The sequence below is a fragment of the uncultured Tateyamaria sp. genome (genome assembly GCF_947503415.1).
Taxonomy (GTDB): Bacteria; Pseudomonadota; Alphaproteobacteria; order Rhodobacterales; family Rhodobacteraceae; genus Tateyamaria.
Map to the genome: position 1 here is coordinate 321,080 of NZ_CANNDS010000004.1, position 17,163 is coordinate 338,242.

Genomic DNA, 17,163 nt, shown 5'->3' on the forward strand with positions numbered 1-17,163 from the left:
TGCGACAGCGGCCTGCGAAACCGGCCACTTATAACCGACACGGCCAAGGAGTTCAGCGAGATGTTCCAGGTACTGACAAGCGCATGGGCGCTGCTGTTTGGCATGGGCCTTTTGATGGTCGGCAACGGCATGCAGGGCACGCTCTTGGGTATCCGGGGCGAGATCGAGGGCTTTTCGACTGCCGAGATGTCCATCGTCATGTCCGCCTACTTCCTCGGGTTTCTGGGGGGCAGTCGGTTGGCGCCACGCATGATCCAGCGGGTGGGCCATGTGCGGGTGTTCGCGGCCCTGGCATCGCTGATTTCGGCGGTGATGATCCTGTATCCTGCCTTGGCTGACCCATGGGTCTGGACCGTGGGCCGGATCGTGATCGGGTTCTGTTTTTCGGCCGTTTATGTGACGGCGGAAAGCTGGCTGAATGATGCGGCGGACAATTCCAACCGGGGCAAGGCCCTGTCGCTTTATATGATCGTGCAGATGGTGGGCATTGTGACCAGCCAGTACCTGCTGCTGACGGCGGATCCGTCCGGGTTCATCCTGTTTGTGATCCCATCTGTGCTGGTGTCGCTGGCGATCACGCCGATCCTTTTGTCGATCAGCCCGGTGCCCGCCTTCGACACCACCAAGCCGATGACGCTGCGCAAGCTGGTCGAGACGTCGCCGTTGGGATGCGTGGGCATGTTCCTGCTGGGCGGCGTGTTTGCCGCGCAATTCGGCATGTCCGCGGTTTACGGCACCCAAGCGGGCCTGTCCGTGGCGGAAATTTCGACCTTCGTGTCGGCGTTTTTTGTCGGCGCGATGCTGTTGCAATATCCGATTGGCTGGATTTCGGATCGGATGGACCGACGGACGTTGATCCTTGGCGTGGCTGCGATGGGCGGGGTGGGATCTTTGATTGGTCTGATTCTGGGGGGAAGTTTCGCGATGCTGCTGGTGTCGGCCTTTTTGGTCGGAGGCATGTCAAACCCACTTTATTCCCTGCTTTTGGCGCACACGAACGACTTTCTTGATCACGATGATATGGCGGCGGCTTCGGGCGGTTTGGTGTTCATCAACGGGCTGGGGGCTGTCTTTGGTCCGTTGATCGTGGGGGCGCTGATGGAAACGGTGGGGCCGTCGGGCTTTTACATGTTCACCGGCGTTTTGTTTGCGGCACTGGTGTCTTACGCGGCGTATCGGGCCACGCAGCGGGCCACCATCCCCGTCGACGAAACCGGGTCCTACGTTGCCATGTCGCAGGCGGCGACCACACCTGTCGCGATGGAAATTGCACAAGAATACGCCATCGAAAGTGACCTTGAGGGCGAAGATGACAACCGTGCCGGGTAATGTGTCGGAGATGTCGTATTTCGTGATTGGGGTCTGTGGACAACTTGTGTAACGCTTTGAAAACGGGGCATCGGTAGCAGGAGACAGACCATGGTGGGTCCGGACGATATTTTACGATTTTGGTTAGACGAGTGTGGTCCGGAGGCATGGTTCAAGTCCGATCCCGTGTTTGATCAGACCATACGCGACCGTTTTGGCGAAACATGGAAGGCAGCGACCGAGGGCCAATTCGCCCTTTGGCTGACCTATCCATCAGGTGCCTTGGCGTACGTAATTCTGACCGATCAATTCCCGCGCAACATGTTCCGCGATGATGCTGCGGCATTCTCGACCGACAAGGCGGCCCTTGCGGCGGCGAAGTCGGCGATCGCGAAAGGGTGGGACATGCGCCTTGATCTGCCCGCGCGGCAGTTCTTCTACATGCCGCTCGAGCATTCGGAGAACCTGTGTGATCAGGACCGCGCTGTGCGCCTGATCTGTGAGCGGATGAAGGATGACAATTTCCTTCTGCATGCCCGCGCGCATCGCGAGGTGATCCGCCAGTTTGGCCGGTTCCCGCATCGAAACGCGCTGATGGGCAGGGCGACGACAGCGGCGGAAAAAGTGCATCTGGATGCCGGTGGTTATGGTGCCGTAGTGCGCGGGCTTGAGGCGGACGAAGCCGCCTGATCTGCATCTGATCGCTTCGTTTTCTCGGCGTGGCGCAAGGCTTCCCTTGCGTCAGTCGATTTGTCGCGCCATGGTTTCGTTGTGATGCCGTTGGAAATAGTTTAACGGTAAACTAAATCTGACGCAGCGCTTGGCGAGGACATTGATATGGCAGCGAAATCCTTTGACGTGGTGGTGATTGGGTCCGGCCCCGGTGGTTACGTGGCGGCGATCCGAGCGGCCCAACTTGGCCTCAGCACCTGCGTTGTGGAGCGCGAGCATCTGGGCGGCATCTGCCTGAACTGGGGCTGCATTCCAACGAAGGCGATGTTGCGCAGTTCCGAAGTGTTTCACCTGATGCACCGCGCCAAGGAGTTTGGCCTGAAGGCGGACAGCATTGGATATGATCTGCCTGCCGTTGTGGACCGGTCCCGCAAGATTGCGGGTCAGCTGTCGGGCGGCGTCCAACATCTGCTGAAAAAGAACAAGGTGACCGTGATCATGGGCGAGGGCACGATCCCGTCCAAGGGCAAGGTGTCGGTCAAGACCGACAAGGGCACCGAGGAGCTGACCGCCAAGAGCATCATTCTGGCCACCGGCGCGCGGGCGCGTGAACTGCCGGGCCTTGAGGCTGATGGTGAACTGGTCTGGACCTACAAGGCGGCGCTGACGCCCAAGCGGATGCCAAAGAAGCTGCTGGTCATTGGGTCGGGCGCGATTGGGATCGAATTTGCCAGTTTCTACAACACATTGGGTGCTGACACGACTGTGGTGGAGGTCATGGACCGCGTGCTGCCCGTCGAAGATGCCGAGATTTCGGCCTTTGCCAAGAAGAGCTTTGAAAAGCAGGGCATGACGATCATGCAGAAGGCGATGGTCAAGCAGTTGGACCGCGCCAAGGGTAAGGTGACCGCCCATATCGAAGTGGGTGGTAATGTTGAAAAGCACGATTTTGACACCGTGATCTCCGCCGTGGGCATCGTCGGCAATGTCGAGGGGCTGAACCTTGAAAAGTTGGGCGTGAAGGTGGACCGGACCCATGTGGTGACGGACGAATATTGCCGCACCGGGGTCGAGGGCATCTATGCAATCGGCGACATCGCAGGCGCGCCTTGGCTGGCCCACAAAGCCTCCCACGAGGGGGTCATGGTGGCGGAACTGATCGCAGGCAAGAACGATGTGCATCCGATCAAGCCGAACTCGATTGCGGGCTGCACCTATTGCCATCCGCAGGTGGCGAGCGTTGGTCTGACCGAAGCGGCGGCGAAAGAGGCGGGGCACACGGTGAAAGTGGGCAAGTTCCCCTTCATCGGCAACGGCAAGGCGATTGCATTGGGCGAGCCCGAGGGCCTGATCAAGACCGTGTTCGACGCCAAAACGGGTGAGCTGTTGGGGGCGCACATGATCGGCGCGGAAGTGACCGAACTGATCCAGGGCTATGTCGTGGGCCAGGCGCTGGAAACCACGGAAGAAGACCTGATGCACACCGTGTTCCCACACCCGACACTGTCGGAGATGATGCACGAAAGCGTTCTCGATGCGTATGATCGTGTGATTCATATGTAAGGGCGGCGATTTCCTTTCCGGACGTTTGAATGACCGCTATTCTGCGGTCATTCTTTTTTGAATTGGAAGGACCTGCCATGTATCGAATTTTGACATTTGTAACCGCGTCTTTGTGCAGCTTGTGGCTGGTGAGCGCGCCCGCATCTGCCCAGCAGATGATGTTCGAATATTACACAATGCTGTCTGCGCAGGACACTTACAACTCGCGCGGGGCGCCCCTGAACGATGTCTGCGGGATCGTGCAGCAGGACCGTGCAAACGTCCACAAGTTCGGCAAACGCGATTCAGGCGACCAGGTGGACAACTTCTTTTTCACCCCGGAGCGGCGCGCGATGATCACCGGGCGATGTGCCTACGATCCTTCGTATCACACGGTTCAGCGTATCCGGTCACAAGTCATCGGCTTTGTTCTGGTTCGGGTGTTCGGCACCGGCTCCACCGTGACCCGCGTCGAGATTTACGAAGCCGCCGGCTAACAGGACTTGCGCCGCCCGCGTCGCTGTGATGAGCCTCGGGCATGACCGATCGCACCAATTTCTCGCTCGTTTTTGCCCTGTGGGGGGCGGGCCTTGGGGCAGCTGGGCAATACGCCAAGATTTCGGTGATTTTTGATCGCCTTCCGGCCGTGTATCCGGACGCAGGCGCGGCGCTGGGGTTCATCGTTTCTCTGGTCGGATTTCTGGGTATCGTATTGGGCGTGGTGGCCGGTCTGGTTGTGGCGCGCATTCGGTACCGCCGCGCAATGCTGTGGGCGCTGTGGGCAGGGGCGGCGTTGTCGCTGTTCCAAGCCACGCTGCCCAGCCTGCCGCTGATGCTGCTGAGCCGCGCGCTGGAGGGGGTGTCGCATCTGGCCATGGTCGTGGCAGCACCCACGCTGATCGCGCAACTGAGTGCGGAGCGGCATCGCGGGTTTACCCTGACGTTGTGGAGTACGTTTTTCTCTGTCGCGTTTACGCTGCTGGTTGCTCTGGGCCTTCCATTGGTCGATGCGATGGGCGTGCCTGCACTGTTTGTGGCCCATGCGATCTGGCTTGCTGTATTTGCCGTGATCCTTGGTCTGTTTCTGCGCCCGCTTGAGGTGCCGCCAGAGGGGGCGCTGTCACTGGGCGGTATTCTGCGCGATCACGTTGCGATCTACCGGTCGCCGTCGATTGCGGCACCGGGGGCGGGGTGGATGTTTTACACCTTCTGTTTTCTGGCGATCTTGACGGTCCTGCCGCCCTTTATTGCGCCCGAATGGCGGGCGTGGGTGATGGGGGCGATGCCTTTGACGTCGATTGCGGTGTCGCTGACGCTGGGTGTGTTTGTTCTGCGGTTCATCTCGGCAGTGATGCTGGTGCAGATCGGTTTTGCCTTGTGCATCGTAGCGCTGCTGTGGCTATGGGCGGCACCCGGATTGCCCGCCGCCTGCTTGGCTTTGGCGGGGGCTTTGGGGCTGGTGCAGGGTGCCAGTTTTGCCGCTGTGCCGCAGTTGAACGACACGGCTGCGCATCAAAGCCAAGCCTATGGTGGCCTCGCGCAAACTGGCAATCTGGGCAACACTTTGGGCACACCGGTGCTGCTGGCAGTCTTGGGCGTTGCGGGCTTTCCGGGGCTGATCTGGACCTGCATTGCCGTCTTTGGCTGCGGGATTGCGGCGCATGCGTGGATGGCGGCGCGACGCGCCCACTGACACCTCGCGTCAGCAAGGCGCATGTTCGCCATCTGTTCGCACTTTTCCATTGGCTGTTCCGGCCATCTGACCTATGTACAGATCGTTAATCCGGGGGGCTGACATGGCCGAGCAAAAGAATATCGAGGTGCGCGGCGCGCGCGAGCACAACCTCAAATCCATCGACGTGGATATCCCGCGCGACCAACTGGTTGTGATCACTGGGCTTTCGGGGTCGGGCAAGTCGAGCCTCGCCTTCGACACGATCTATGCCGAGGGGCAGCGCCGCTATGTGGAATCGCTGTCGGCCTATGCGCGCCAGTTCCTGGATATGATGCAGAAGCCGGATGTGGATCATATTTCCGGCCTGTCACCTGCGATTTCGATCGAACAGAAGACAACGTCGAAGAACCCCCGATCGACCGTTGGCACCGTGACCGAGATTTACGACTACATGCGGCTGCTTTTTGCCCGTGTTGGCACGCCGTACAGCCCTGCCACCGGCAAGCCCATCGAGGCGCAGCAGGTGCAGGACATGGTCGACCGCGTGATGACGATGGAGGAGGGGACGCGCGCCTATCTGCTTGCCCCCATCATCCGTGACCGCAAGGGCGAGTATCGCAAGGAATTTCTGGAACTGCGCAAGCAGGGCTTCCAGCGGGTGAAGGTGGATGGGTCCTTCTATGAGCTGGACGAGCCGCCGACGCTGGACAAGAAGTTCCGCCATGACATTGACGTCGTGGTGGACCGGATCGTGGTCCGCGAAGGGCTGGAAACGCGGCTGGCGGATTCGTTGCGCACGGCGTTGGACCTGGCAGACGGGATTGCCGTTCTGGAGACAGCGCCGAGTGAGGGTGAGCCTGAGCGTTACACATTCTCTGAGAAGTTTGCCTGTCCCGTCAGTGGCTTCACCATCCCCGAGATCGAGCCACGCCTGTTTTCGTTCAACGCACCGTTTGGCGCGTGTCCGACCTGTGACGGGTTGGGGCAGGAACTGTTTTTTGACGAGCGGCTGGTGGTGCCGGATCAGACGTTGAAGGTTTATGACGGGGCGCTGGCGCCGTGGCGGAAGGGGAAAAGCCCATATTTCCTGCAGACCATCGAGGCCATTGCCAAGCATTACGAGTTCGATGCGCAGACCAAGTGGAAGGATTTGCCCGCCCATGTGAAACAGGTGTTTCTGTATGGATCGGGCGATGAGGAGATCCCGTTCCGCTATGACGAAGGCGGGCGTGTCTATCAGGTGACACGCGTGTTCGAGGGCGTGATCCCGAACATGGAGCGCCGCTATCGCGAGACGGATTCGAACTGGATTCGCGAGGAGTTTGAGCGGTATCAGAACAACCGGCCTTGTGGCGATTGCGGTGGTTTCCGCCTGCGGCCCGAGGCGCTGGCGGTGAAGATTGGGCCGTCTGGTGATCCGGACCAGTTGCTGCATGTGGGGCAGGTGGTGGAGATGTCGATCCGCGAAGCCTATGCCTGGTGTCAGACCGTGCCAGACAACCTGTCGGACCAGAACAACGAGATTGCGCGGGCGATCCTGAAAGAGATCCGCGAGCGGCTTGGGTTCCTGAATAATGTGGGACTTGAGTATCTTACGATGTCACGTTCAAGTGGTACATTGAGTGGAGGAGAGAGCCAGCGTATCCGTTTGGCCAGCCAGATTGGGTCGGGTCTGACCGGGGTTCTGTATGTACTGGATGAGCCGTCGATTGGCCTCCACCAGCGCGACAACGACCGGCTGCTTGGCACGCTCAAGAACCTGCGCGATCAGGGCAATACCGTCATTGTGGTTGAACATGACGAAGAGGCCATTCGTGAGGCAGACTACGTCTTTGACATTGGGCCGGGTGCGGGTGTGCACGGGGGCGAGGTTGTTGCGCACGGCACGCCGGATGTGCTTGCCGCCAGTGGGTCGATCACCGGTGACTACCTGTCCGGCAAGCGCGAGATTGCGGTGCCGCTGGAGCGGCGCAAAGGCAAGAAGGGCAAGAAGAAAGTGACCGTGGTGAAGGCCACCGGGAACAACCTGCAAAATGTGACCGTGGACTTCCCGTTGGGCAAGTTTGTCTGTGTGACGGGTGTGTCAGGCGGGGGCAAATCCACGCTGACGATTGAGACATTGTTCAAGACCGCGTCGATGCAGCTGAACGGGGCACGGCAGACGCCTGCGCCTTGCGAAACCATCAAGGGGCTCGAACATCTGGACAAGGTGATCGACATTGATCAGCGGCCGATTGGCCGGACACCGCGGTCGAACCCGGCCACGTATACGGGCGCGTTTACGCCGATCCGCGACTGGTTTGCGGGGCTGCCGGAGGCGAAGGCGCGCGGCTACAAGCCGGGGCGGTTCAGCTTCAACGTGAAGGGCGGGCGGTGCGAGGCGTGTCAGGGTGACGGTGTCATCAAGATCGAGATGCACTTTCTGCCGGACGTGTATGTGGAATGTGAGACCTGTAAGGGTGCGCGCTACAACCGCGAAACGCTAGAGATCAAGTTCAAGGGCAAGTCCATTGCGGATGTGCTGGATATGACCGTCGAGGACGCGCAGAGGTTTTTCCAAGCTGTGCCGTCGATCCGCGAGAAGATGGATGCGCTGATGCGGGTTGGCCTTGGTTATATCAAGGTGGGCCAGCAGGCGACGACCTTGTCGGGGGGTGAGGCTCAACGCGTGAAGCTGTCCAAGGAACTGTCGAAGCGGTCGACGGGGCGGACGCTGTACATTCTGGACGAACCGACGACAGGTCTGCACTTTGAAGATGTGCGCAAGCTGTTGGAAGTGCTGCATGAATTGGTGGATCAGGGCAATTCGGTTGTCGTGATCGAACACAATCTGGACGTGGTGAAGACCGCGGACCACATCATTGATATCGGTCCCGAAGGCGGGGATGGCGGTGGCAAGGTCGTGGCCACGGGCACGCCCGAAGAGGTGGCAGAGGTGTCTGGCAGCCATACGGGTCAGTATTTGAAGCCGATGCTGATGTCCCGCAAGGTCGCTGCGGAATAGTCAGGCGCGGTTTGCGTCCGAAGGGGATGCGAACCACGCGAGTGCTTCGGACAGATCAGCGGGTCGGCCCAGAAAATACCCCTGAGCGAGCGGCACACCGAGATCGGCGAGCGTCAAGAGTTCGTCGCCGGTCTCGATCCCTTCGGCAACGATGTCTGCACCGATTTCCTTTGCAAAGGATACCAGAGCGGCGCTAAGCGAGCGGCGTACAACATCCTGGTCGATGCGTTCAGTCAAAGAGATGTCGAGCTTGATGATGTCCGGCAGCAAACGCACAATTTGCTGCAACCCGGAATAACCTGCGCCCGCATCGTCAATCGCCAGACGCACACCGGTGAACCGCAGTTTTTTAAGGGCGTCGTCCAACGCGTCCTCGTCAGAGGCTCTGGTGTGTTCTGTTACTTCCAGCACCACACGTTCGGTCGGCCACCCGGCAAACACGTCCAGCAAGACACCCGAAGAAACCGTGTCAGGTGAGGCATTTACAGACAGGTAGACGGAAGCCGGCAGATGATCGAGGGCCTGCAACGCCCGCTTGATCACACAGACTTCCAGTTCGACCTGCATCCCCACGTCCTGCGCATCGTCAAACCACAGGTTTGGCGGGCGATAGGGGGTGGGGCGAAAGCGGCACAATGCTTCAAACCCCTTGGGCATCTTTTGCTGTGCGTCCATGATCGGTTGATAGACGACGTCGAAATCCTGCGTTTCCAGCATGCGCGTGATCTGTGCCCGTTGCTTGGCTTGCACTGTCTCAAAGCTGAGGCGGCTGTTGACCTGCTCAGCCGAAATGGCAGCAAAGGCGCGCATCACGTCGAGATCGCGCGTGTTCAAATCGGCCCGCGCCGAGCGGCTGAGACAGCAGAACATGCCATAGACCGATCCGTCGCGTCGGTGGATTGGAATGCTGGCATGCGCTTTGATCGGGATAGCGTTTGTGAGCGGAATGTCCTGACACAGGGCAATGTCGCCCGTGTCCGGGATCAACTCGGGCAGGCGCCCGGCGAGGATATGGCGGCAGTACACCGCGTCCAGTGGCATACTGTCACCGACCGACACCATGTCTTCCAATCCCGGAGCACTGACGGCCCGAAACACCAGATCATCGCCAATGAATTCGGACAGATAGCCGACCTCCATCCCAAGATGGCCGCGCACGAAATCAAGAGCGGTGTTGATCGTCTCATCCGTGGTCATGCCGCGGGTCATGGTTTCGCCCATCAGGCGAGCGGCTGTTGCGCTGGCTTCGCTGTCCATCCGAGTCCCTCAGTCACTGCGTAAGCAACACGATGGACCGAAACGATTAATGAAATGCCTGCTTTGGGTCGGCGAAAGCCCCTAAGACTTGAATCAAGTCCGACCGCGCGTGGCAAACCGGGGCAACATCGCACTGAAATCCTTGCCACGCCCGCCTTCGTCTTCGACAAATTGCCGGTACAGCTCCAACGCACGTGCACCCATGGGCGTGTCCGCATCCACAGCCTCAGCCGCCTGTTGGCTGAGCCCCAGATCCTTGAGCATCAATTCAGCCGCGAACCCGGGTGTGTATTCATTGTCAGCGGGGCTTTGAGGTCCAACGCCCGGGGCAGGGCAGTACGCGTTCATGGTCCAGGAATACCCCGAAGACGTGCTGACCACATCGAACATCTTTTGCCGGTCCAGTCCCAGTTTGTCAGCCAGCGCGAACGCCTCGCAGGTGGCGATCATGGTGGCGCCAAGGATCATGTTGTTGCAGATCTTGGCGGCTTGTCCCGCACCAGCGTCACCGCAATGCACCGCCTTTTGCCCCATGATGTCAAAGAGCGGTTTAGCCGCCTCAAAAGCCGCTGTGCTGCCACCGGCCATGAAGGTCAACGTCCCGCCCGAAGCACCGCCGATGCCGCCAGAGACAGGTGCGTCCACGCATCCCAGACCTGCTGCATCAGCTTGTTCCGCAACAGCGCGCGCGCTTTCCACATCCACGGTCGAGCAATCGATCAACGTGGCCCCCGATTTCATTGCCGGGATCACGTCACCCGCAACAGCGCGCAGGATGTCGCCATTGGGCAGCATGGTGATCACGATATCCTTGCCCGCTGCAGCGTCTGCCGCGGTGTCTGCATTGGTGACACCTTCGGCAGTGGTGCCCGCCACATCGAAACCCGTCACCTCGTGGCCAGCCTTGGCGAGGTTTGCGGCCATGGGCGCGCCCATGTTGCCGAGCCCGATAAATCCGATCTTCATGCCTGATCCTCCCAACTTCAGTGCCATTTCTCCAAGCGGCATCAGCATCTTGCTGACAGCCGTCGCGGGCACATCCTGATCTGCATATTTCCATTTCGGCGTGCGATCCTTGTCTATGATCGCGGCGCGGATGCCCTCAAGGAAATCGCCATGCTCCATCGCGCGGGCGGTGAAGCAGTATTCGAGGTCCAGCGCTTTTTCCAGCGTCAGGGAGGGACCACGCAGACGGTGCAGCGTTTCAATTGCGCAGGCCATCGAAAGCGGGCTGTTGCGTCCCATCCGTTTCAGCGTGTCGCGGGCAAAGTCGCTGTCTTCGGCGCGCAATGTTGTCAGAATGTCGGACAGGGATGCGCCGTGAAAATGTCTGTCGATGTCCGGCAGTGCCGTCTGGAGCGGACCAGGCGCGGGTTGTGTGGCCGAGGCCGCAATGCAGGACGTGTCGCCAGTGGCTTCCAGCGTGGCAATCAGGGCGGGCCAGTGCGCTTCGATCACATAGTGGTCCGCAAAGCCTGCAAATATCGCGTCACCTGCATTCATGCGTGCCGCCGTCGTGCCCAGATATTCGCCCATTCGTCCGGGGGCGAGGGCGAGCATAAGCGAGCCGCCGACATCCGGCACCAGCCCGATGCCGCATTCTGGCATTGCGATCTGGCTGCTGTCGCCGACGACCCGGTGCGAGCCGTGGCAGCCGATGCCAACCCCGCCGCCCATGGTGAAGCCTTGCAGGAAGCTGACAACGGGTTTGGGGTAGTGAAAGATCTTGTGGTTCAGGCGGTATTCGTCGGCCCAGAATTTCTGGCCGTAAGCGTAGTCGCCTTTGGTGCCCGTCTTGTAGAGTTCCGCGATGTCGCCGCCCGAGCAGAAGGCACGGTCGCCTTCCGCGTCGATCACGACGACTTTGACCGTGTCATCTGTCGCCCAGCCATCCAGCGCATCTTCGATCGCCAGACACATCTCGTAGGTCATGGCATTCAGCGCGTGCGGACGCTGTAAGGTGATCCGACCGGCCTGGCCCACGATACGGATGGAGATATCAGTCATGGCAGTGCCGCCGTGCAGATGATTTCAATGTCATAGCCGTCCCCTGCGATCTGAACTTCGCCACAGGATCGGGCAGGGGCGGTGCCCGGTGGTATCCAGGCGTCCCAAATCCGGTTAACCGCATCATAGTCGGCGATGGATGACAGCCAGATGGTCACCGTCAGCAGACGTGTTTTGTCCGATCCGACGGTGTTCAGATGTTGGCTGATCTTGGCGAGTGCGCCCTGCGTCTGCTCGTCGATGCTTGCGAATGGCTTGCCGCATTGTCCGGCAAGATACACAGTTTCACCGTGAACGACGGCTTGGCTCATGCGAGGACCAACATCGAAGCGTTTCAGATGGGTCATCGGTTCTTGAGCATGTCGCGCGCCACGATGACCCGCATGATTTCGTTTGTCCCTTCGAGGATCTGGTGCACGCGCAAGTCGCGCACCAGCTTTTCGATGCCGTAGTCCGCCAGATAGCCGTAGCCGCCGTGCAATTGCAGGCACTGATCGACAACCTTTGAGCCTGCGTCGGTCACGAACTTCTTCGCCATGGCGCAGAACTTGGTTGCATCCGCCGCGCCGTTGTCCAGCTTCCAGGCCGCCTGGCGAAGGAAGGTGCGGGCGGCTTGCAACTCGATCTCCATATCGGCGAGGCGGAATTGCAGGCCCTGGAACTGGTCGATGGGTTGGCCGAAGGCCTTGCGTTCGCCCATATAGGCGAGCGTCAGGTTCAGAGCGGTTTGGGCCGCACCGAGTGAACAGGCGGCGATGTTGAGGCGGCCGCCATCAAGACCCATCATGGCGTATTTGAACCCCTGACCCTCTTCACCAACCAGATTGCCGCCGGAAATCTTGCAATTGTCGAATTGAACCTGTGCGGTGGGTTGGCTGCGCCAGCCCATCTTGTCTTCCAAACCGCCGAAGGACAGCCCGTCTGTGCCGTCCTCGACATAGACGGTGGACACGCCCTTGGGGCCGTCTTCGCCCGTGCGGACCATGCAGACATAGGCGTCGGAATACCCGCCGCCAGAGATGAATGCCTTGGTCCCGTTCAGGGTGTAGCCTTCGTTCGTGCGCTCGGCGCGGGTGCGCAGGGCGGCCGCGTCCGAGCCGGAGCCCGGTTCTGTGAGGCAATAGCTGAGCACGGTGTTCATGCTCAGCACGTCCGGCATCACACGCGCCTTCAGCGCATCATCCGCAAAGGTGTCGAGCATCTTGGCGCACATGTTGTGGATCGACAGAAAGGCCGCGACGGAGGGGCAGGCCATGCTGAGCGCTTCGAAGACCAGCGTTGCGTCGAGCCGCGACAGACCTGCGCCGCCCGCATCTTCGGAGACATAGAGTGAGGCAAAGCCCAACTCGCCCACTTTGGGCCAAAGATCCTTGGGGATGGTGCCTGCGGCTTCCCAGTCGCGGGCGTGGGGCGCAATCTCGGATTGGCCAAAGGCGTGGGCCATGTCGAAAATTGCGGTTTGTTCCTCGGTCAGTGCGAAGTCCATGCTGCCTCCCCTTGCGCGATGGCTTGAATTGAACGCACGTTAAATTCCGATGTTTGCAGGACTATTGCAAGGCCTGCCCGCCAACCGGTGGCATAAGCATATCAACGGAGCTTTCGGGCTGGCCCAGCAGCGTCAACGCTTCGGATTCGGAGTTTTGGACCATCGGCACAACTGCATCCACGTCGTCCCATGACTTGATGAACAGGGCGCTGAGTTCCTGACTGATCTGGGTTGGCGCAATGTAGACGACAAGCGATTGGGTGCCGGAACTTGCGAACCGGCCGGCCTTTTTCGCCTGCATCAGCATGAACCGCACATAGTCTCTTTCGTAGTCAGTGATTGCACTGAAATCGATCAGTTGCTTTTGTCCCGGCGCATAGTGCGGGTGCGCCACATATGTCCGGGTGGCGCCCATCGTGTCGTCGATTGTGACGAACCCTGAATACCGGACCACGACCAAACCGCGGTCCGGGAAGATGCGAAAACGTATCGGCATGTTATTCCATAACGGGAATCGAGAATTCTCCGCCTTCCTTTATTCCAGACGGCCACCGTGCCGTCACTGTCTTCGTACGCGTATAGAACTTAAATGCGTCAGGACCGTGTTGATTTAGGTCACCAAATACGGATTTTTTCCAGCCCCCAAATGTATGATACGCCAATGGAACAGGGATAGGCACGTTGATTCCGACCATGCCGATGTTGATGCGGTTCGCAAAGTCGCGCGCGGTGTCGCCGTCGCGGGTGAAGATGGCGGTGCCATTGCCGTATTCATGGTCCATGGCAAGGCCGATCGCTTCTTCATAGGTCTGCGCCCGTACGGTGGTCAGGACGGGTCCAAAGATTTCCTGCGTATAAATGTCCATATCCTTGGTGGCGCGATCAAAGAGGTGAGGGCCTACAAAAAAGCCGTCTTCATAGCCCTGCAATTTGAAATCACGTCCGTCGACCACCAACTCAGCGCCTTGGTCGATTCCGGTCTGCACCAGCCGCTCGATATTGGCCTTGGCCGCGCCGGTCACAACGGGACCATAGTCCACGTCATTGCCAGACGTGTATGGTCCCACTTTCAGCTTTTCGATGCGCGGCACCAGCTTTTCGATCAGCCGGTCTGCGGTTTCATCACCCACGGGCACCGCAACCGAGATCGCCATGCAGCGTTCGCCCGCAGCCCCATAGCCGGCACCGACCAGCGCGTCGGCCGCCTGATCCATGTCCGCATCGGGCATGACGATCATATGGTTCTTGGCCCCGCCAAAGCACTGCACACGTTTGCCGTTGGCGCAGCCGGTGGCATAGATGTATTCGGCAATCGGGGTCGAGCCGACAAAGCCGATGGACTGGATCACGTCGTTGTGCAGGATGGCATCCACGGCTTCCTTGTCACCGTTCACGACCTGCAGAATGCCCTTGGGCAGGCCTGCCTCTTCGATCAGCTCGGCCAGCATCAAAGGCACCGACGGATCACGCTCCGACGGTTTGAGGATGAAGGCATTGCCGCACGCAATGGCGGGCGCGAACATCCACATCGGGATCATGGCAGGGAAGTTGAAAGGTGTGATACCAGCCGTGACGCCAAGCGCCTGCCGCATGGAATACATGTCGATGCCGGGGCCCGCGCTGTCGGTGTATTCACCTTTCAACAGGTGGGGCGCGCCGATGCAGTATTCCACGACCTCAAGGCCGCGCTGCACGTCACCAGCGGCATCCGGCAGCGTCTTGCCGTGTTCACGGCTGAGCGCTTCGGCAAGCTTGTCCATGTCGCGGTTCAGCAGGTCCACGAATTTCATCAGCACACGCGCGCGGCGCTGCGGATTGGTGGCAGCCCAGGCCGGTTGTGCTTTGGCCGCTATGTCCACCGCATGCGCGATCTCATCCGTCGAGGCGAGGGGGGCCTTGGCCTGTACTTCGCCCGTGGCGGGGTTCATGACATCGGCGAAACGGCCGGACGTGCCTTTGACGTGAGCGCCATTGATGTAGTGGGTGAGTTCTTGCATGGGAATCCTCCGGGGCATGAGCCGTGTTTTGATTTGCGCGCAGGATAGTCTTGCAAAATAGCCGGTAAAAGAGGCAAGTGGACAAAACCGTTCTGCATTTTTGCATGATGAGGGGCCGTAGATGCTGCCGCATTGGGATGATTTGCGCTTGTTTCTGGCTGTCGCACGGGCGGAGACACTGTCAGCCGCCGCAAAGGATGTGCGCAAGGATGCGGCCACTCTGGGCCGTCGTGTGGCGCGGCTGGAGCGGGATCTGGACGTCGTGCTGTTCCGTAAATCCCCACAAGGCTATGCGTTGACCGAAGCCGGCGCGCAATTGCTGGACAGGGCGGAGGCTGTGGAACAAGCCATGCGTGCGGCGACCGACGGGATCACCGGCGCAGGTCGGGTCGAAGCGGATACGGGCCTGTCCGGCCAGATCCGTATCGGTGCGCCGGACGGATGCGCCAACTACATTCTGCCGCAGGTGTGCACGGCGTTGGGACAGGCGCACCCGAATCTGGACATTCAGATCGTTGCCCTGCCGCGCGTTTTCAACCTGTCCCGGCGCGAAGCGGACCTTGCCATTGGCGTCAGCGCGCCCACCGCGGGGCAGTTGACGGTGCAACGGATCACGGATTATCGCCTGCATTTTGCGGCCGGCGCGCAGTACCTAGCGGACGCTCCGCCCCTGGACACTCTGGCGGATCTGCATGCGCATAGGGTCGTGGGTTACATCCCCGACATGATATTTGACCGCGAGTTGGATTACCTTGCGGATGCTGGCGTGGCGCGGGTTGCGATGGCATCGAACTCGGTCGCCGTGCAGTTGAACCTGTTGCGGCAAGGAGCGGGGGTCGGGGTTGTGCATGACTTTGCGTTGCCCTTGGCACCCGGATTGCGCCGGGTTCTCGAAGATCAGCTGTCATTGTCGCGCAGTTTTTTCCTGATCCGACATCAGTCAGACACGCGAGATACGCGATTGAACCAGTTTGCCGAGCTTCTGGTTCAGGGCGTTCGGGCGGAAGTGGCGCGCCTCGAAGGCAGTTTATGAATATTCATCAGGTGCTTGCGGGGTTTATTTGATGTTGGCCTTGCTGGGTTGGTGGGCTGCCGTGCTGCACATTGCGTGATTGCATTTCTACCAGCAGTGGTTCGCTTGAAACGCGGCATACACTTGACAGAAGGGCCTCGTCCGGCGGACGCTCAATCATGTCGCAAAATTGATAGGGTCCTGTTCCATGCTTGTGCACCAGATTTTGAAGTCCAAGTCCGATGATGCCGTCGTTACGGTTCAGCCCGGCAGCAAGGTGTCAGAGGCCGCCAAGATCCTCGCGGAGCGCAAGATCGGGACGGTGGTCGTATCGGCGGACGGGCAGACGGCGGCAGGCATCCTGTCTGAACGGGACATTGTGCGTGTTCTGGCGGCCCGCGGCGGTTCCATTCTGAACGAAACGGTCGACACGTTCATGACCTCGAAGCTGGTGACCTGCGGGCGCGAGGACAAGGCCGATGACGTGCTGGCCAAGATGACCGAAGGCCGGTTCCGGCACATGCCGGTGGTTGAGGACGGCCAACTTGTGGGCCTGATCACGCTGGGCGATGTGGTCAAGGCGCGGCTGTCCGAGCTGGCGATGGAGAAAGATGCCCTGCAGGGCATGATCATGGGCCACTAGCGCGCTTGCAATCGCTGGCCTGAAATGCTGCATTGAGCGGACGACGACTACGGAGCCGCCCCATGCGCATCGGCCTTTATCCTGGCACATTCGATCCCATCACGCTGGGGCATATGGACATCATCAGGCGGGCAAGCCCGATGGTGGATCGGCTGGTGATTGGCGTGGCCATCAACCGCGACAAGGGGCCCTTGTTTTCCCTAGAAGAACGCGTCGCCATGATCGAGGCGGAATGCGCCCAACTGAGCGCACAGACCGGGACAGAAATTGTTGCCCACCCATTTGACAACCTGCTGATTGATTGCGCCCGCGACGTGGGGGCGCAACTGATCATTCGGGGCCTGCGCGCTGTGGCCGATTTTGAATACGAATTTCAGATGGTTGGCATGAACCGGCAGCTTGATGACAGTATCGAGACGGTGTTCCTCATGGCCGAGGCGGAGCATCAGGCGATTGCGTCCAAACTGGTCAAAGAGATCGCGCGTCTGGGCGGGGACGTCAGCAAGTTTGTGACGCCGCTGGTGAACGACGCGCTGAAGGATCGGTTTGGGTAAGGGACG

At 59.9% G+C, this 17,163-nt stretch carries 15 protein-coding genes and 1 pseudogene; 9 read left to right on the plus strand and 7 right to left on the minus strand.

The window, feature by feature from the left end; all coding sequences use genetic code 11:
* Positions 1-60 precede the first annotated feature (60 nt).
* The 6 genes from Q1A32_RS20545 (at position 61) to uvrA (ending at position 8,201) form a co-directional block, all read left to right on the plus strand.
* A complete protein-coding gene (locus tag Q1A32_RS20545; protein ID WP_299657517.1) occupies positions 61-1,329 on the plus strand; it encodes an MFS transporter in 1,269 nt (422 codons plus the stop codon).
* Positions 1,330-1,419: 90 nt separating this feature from the next.
* Positions 1,420-1,998: a DUF924 family protein gene (locus Q1A32_RS20550; RefSeq protein ID WP_299657520.1), complete on the plus strand. Its 579-nt coding sequence runs from the start codon at positions 1,420-1,422 to the stop codon at positions 1,996-1,998.
* A gap of 147 nt (positions 1,999-2,145) precedes the next feature.
* On the plus strand, positions 2,146-3,543 hold the full coding sequence (gene lpdA, locus Q1A32_RS20555; protein WP_299657522.1) for a dihydrolipoyl dehydrogenase: 1,398 nt from the start codon (positions 2,146-2,148) through the stop codon (positions 3,541-3,543).
* A gap of 77 nt (positions 3,544-3,620) precedes the next feature.
* Positions 3,621-4,019 carry a hypothetical protein gene (locus Q1A32_RS20560; RefSeq protein WP_299657524.1) on the plus strand — a complete coding sequence of 133 codons (399 nt, stop codon included), beginning with the start codon at positions 3,621-3,623 and terminating at the stop codon, positions 4,017-4,019.
* A gap of 41 nt (positions 4,020-4,060) precedes the next feature.
* Positions 4,061-5,215, plus strand: coding sequence for an MFS transporter (locus Q1A32_RS20565; protein ID WP_299657525.1), 1,155 nt, complete (start codon positions 4,061-4,063; stop codon positions 5,213-5,215).
* A 103-nt stretch (positions 5,216-5,318) separates the two neighbouring features.
* On the plus strand, positions 5,319-8,201 hold the full coding sequence (gene uvrA / locus Q1A32_RS20570; RefSeq protein WP_299657527.1) for an excinuclease ABC subunit UvrA: 2,883 nt from the start codon (positions 5,319-5,321) through the stop codon (positions 8,199-8,201).
* Here the strand turns inward: uvrA and Q1A32_RS20575 are convergent, their stop codons facing one another.
* The 7 genes and pseudogenes from Q1A32_RS20575 to Q1A32_RS20600 form a co-directional block, all read right to left on the minus strand.
* The gene (locus tag Q1A32_RS20575; RefSeq protein ID WP_299657529.1) at positions 8,202-9,458 is read right to left on the minus strand and encodes an EAL domain-containing protein; all 1,257 of its coding nucleotides are present in this window, start codon (positions 9,456-9,458) and stop codon (positions 8,202-8,204) included.
* A gap of 93 nt (positions 9,459-9,551) precedes the next feature.
* Entirely contained in the window at positions 9,552-10,424 is an 873-nt protein-coding gene (gene mmsB / locus Q1A32_RS24070) for a 3-hydroxyisobutyrate dehydrogenase (RefSeq protein WP_366141251.1), read from the minus strand.
* A 57-nt stretch (positions 10,425-10,481) separates the two neighbouring features.
* A pseudogene (locus tag Q1A32_RS24075) lies at positions 10,482-11,465 on the minus strand (enoyl-CoA hydratase/isomerase family protein); the annotation flags it as partial.
* Positions 11,462-11,812: a RidA family protein gene (locus tag Q1A32_RS20585; RefSeq protein WP_366141250.1), complete on the minus strand. Its 351-nt coding sequence runs from the start codon at positions 11,810-11,812 to the stop codon at positions 11,462-11,464. The pseudogene Q1A32_RS24075 and the gene Q1A32_RS20585, both read right to left, overlap by 4 nt.
* On the minus strand, positions 11,809-12,951 hold the full coding sequence (locus tag Q1A32_RS20590) for an acyl-CoA dehydrogenase family protein (protein ID WP_299657534.1): 1,143 nt from the start codon (positions 12,949-12,951) through the stop codon (positions 11,809-11,811). Before Q1A32_RS20590 ends, Q1A32_RS20585 begins: the two co-directional genes overlap by 4 nt.
* A gap of 61 nt (positions 12,952-13,012) precedes the next feature.
* Complete coding sequence (locus Q1A32_RS20595) at positions 13,013-13,447, minus strand: hypothetical protein (protein WP_299614267.1); 435 nt, start codon at positions 13,445-13,447, stop codon at positions 13,013-13,015.
* A gap of 1 nt (position 13,448) precedes the next feature.
* Positions 13,449-14,948: a CoA-acylating methylmalonate-semialdehyde dehydrogenase gene (locus tag Q1A32_RS20600; RefSeq protein ID WP_299614269.1), complete on the minus strand. Its 1,500-nt coding sequence runs from the start codon at positions 14,946-14,948 to the stop codon at positions 13,449-13,451.
* A 121-nt stretch (positions 14,949-15,069) separates the two neighbouring features.
* Between Q1A32_RS20600 and Q1A32_RS20605 the strand changes: the two genes are divergently transcribed.
* The 3 genes from Q1A32_RS20605 (at position 15,070) to coaD (ending at position 17,157) form a co-directional block, all read left to right on the plus strand.
* On the plus strand, positions 15,070-15,981 hold the full coding sequence (locus Q1A32_RS20605) for a LysR family transcriptional regulator (RefSeq protein WP_299657535.1): 912 nt from the start codon (positions 15,070-15,072) through the stop codon (positions 15,979-15,981).
* 187 nt (positions 15,982-16,168) lie between these two features.
* Positions 16,169-16,603, plus strand: coding sequence for a CBS domain-containing protein (locus Q1A32_RS20610; protein ID WP_299614272.1), 435 nt, complete (start codon positions 16,169-16,171; stop codon positions 16,601-16,603).
* A gap of 62 nt (positions 16,604-16,665) precedes the next feature.
* Entirely contained in the window at positions 16,666-17,157 is a 492-nt protein-coding gene (gene coaD, locus Q1A32_RS20615) for a pantetheine-phosphate adenylyltransferase (protein ID WP_299614273.1), read from the plus strand.
* Positions 17,158-17,163 lie beyond the last annotated feature (6 nt).

Bases quoted from the DNA above. Each gene is read 5' to 3' on its own strand.
- Q1A32_RS20600 (WP_299614269.1), bottom strand. From the start codon at position 14,948: ATGCAAGAACTCACCCACTACATCAATGGCGCTCACGTCAAAGGCACG.
- Q1A32_RS20610 (WP_299614272.1), top strand. From the start codon at position 16,169: ATGCTTGTGCACCAGATTTTGAAGTCCAAGTCCGATGATGCCGTCGTT.
- Q1A32_RS20585 (WP_366141250.1), bottom strand. From the start codon at position 11,812: ATGACCCATCTGAAACGCTTCGATGTTGGTCCTCGCATGAGCCAAGCC.
- coaD (WP_299614273.1), top strand. From the start codon at position 16,666: ATGCGCATCGGCCTTTATCCTGGCACATTCGATCCCATCACGCTGGGG.
- mmsB (WP_366141251.1), bottom strand. From the start codon at position 10,424: ATGAAGATCGGATTTATCGGGCTCGGCAACATGGGCGCGCCCATGGCC.
- lpdA (WP_299657522.1), top strand. From the start codon at position 2,146: ATGGCAGCGAAATCCTTTGACGTGGTGGTGATTGGGTCCGGCCCCGGT.
- Q1A32_RS20590 (WP_299657534.1), bottom strand. From the start codon at position 12,951: ATGGACTTCGCACTGACCGAGGAACAAACCGCAATTTTCGACATGGCC.
- Q1A32_RS20560 (WP_299657524.1), top strand. From the start codon at position 3,621: ATGTATCGAATTTTGACATTTGTAACCGCGTCTTTGTGCAGCTTGTGG.
- uvrA (WP_299657527.1), top strand. From the start codon at position 5,319: ATGGCCGAGCAAAAGAATATCGAGGTGCGCGGCGCGCGCGAGCACAAC.
- Q1A32_RS20550 (WP_299657520.1), top strand. From the start codon at position 1,420: ATGGTGGGTCCGGACGATATTTTACGATTTTGGTTAGACGAGTGTGGT.
- Q1A32_RS20575 (WP_299657529.1), bottom strand. From the start codon at position 9,458: ATGGACAGCGAAGCCAGCGCAACAGCCGCTCGCCTGATGGGCGAAACC.
- Q1A32_RS20565 (WP_299657525.1), top strand. From the start codon at position 4,061: ATGACCGATCGCACCAATTTCTCGCTCGTTTTTGCCCTGTGGGGGGCG.
- Q1A32_RS20595 (WP_299614267.1), bottom strand. From the start codon at position 13,447: ATGCCGATACGTTTTCGCATCTTCCCGGACCGCGGTTTGGTCGTGGTC.
- Q1A32_RS20605 (WP_299657535.1), top strand. From the start codon at position 15,070: ATGCTGCCGCATTGGGATGATTTGCGCTTGTTTCTGGCTGTCGCACGG.
- Q1A32_RS20545 (WP_299657517.1), top strand. From the start codon at position 61: ATGTTCCAGGTACTGACAAGCGCATGGGCGCTGCTGTTTGGCATGGGC.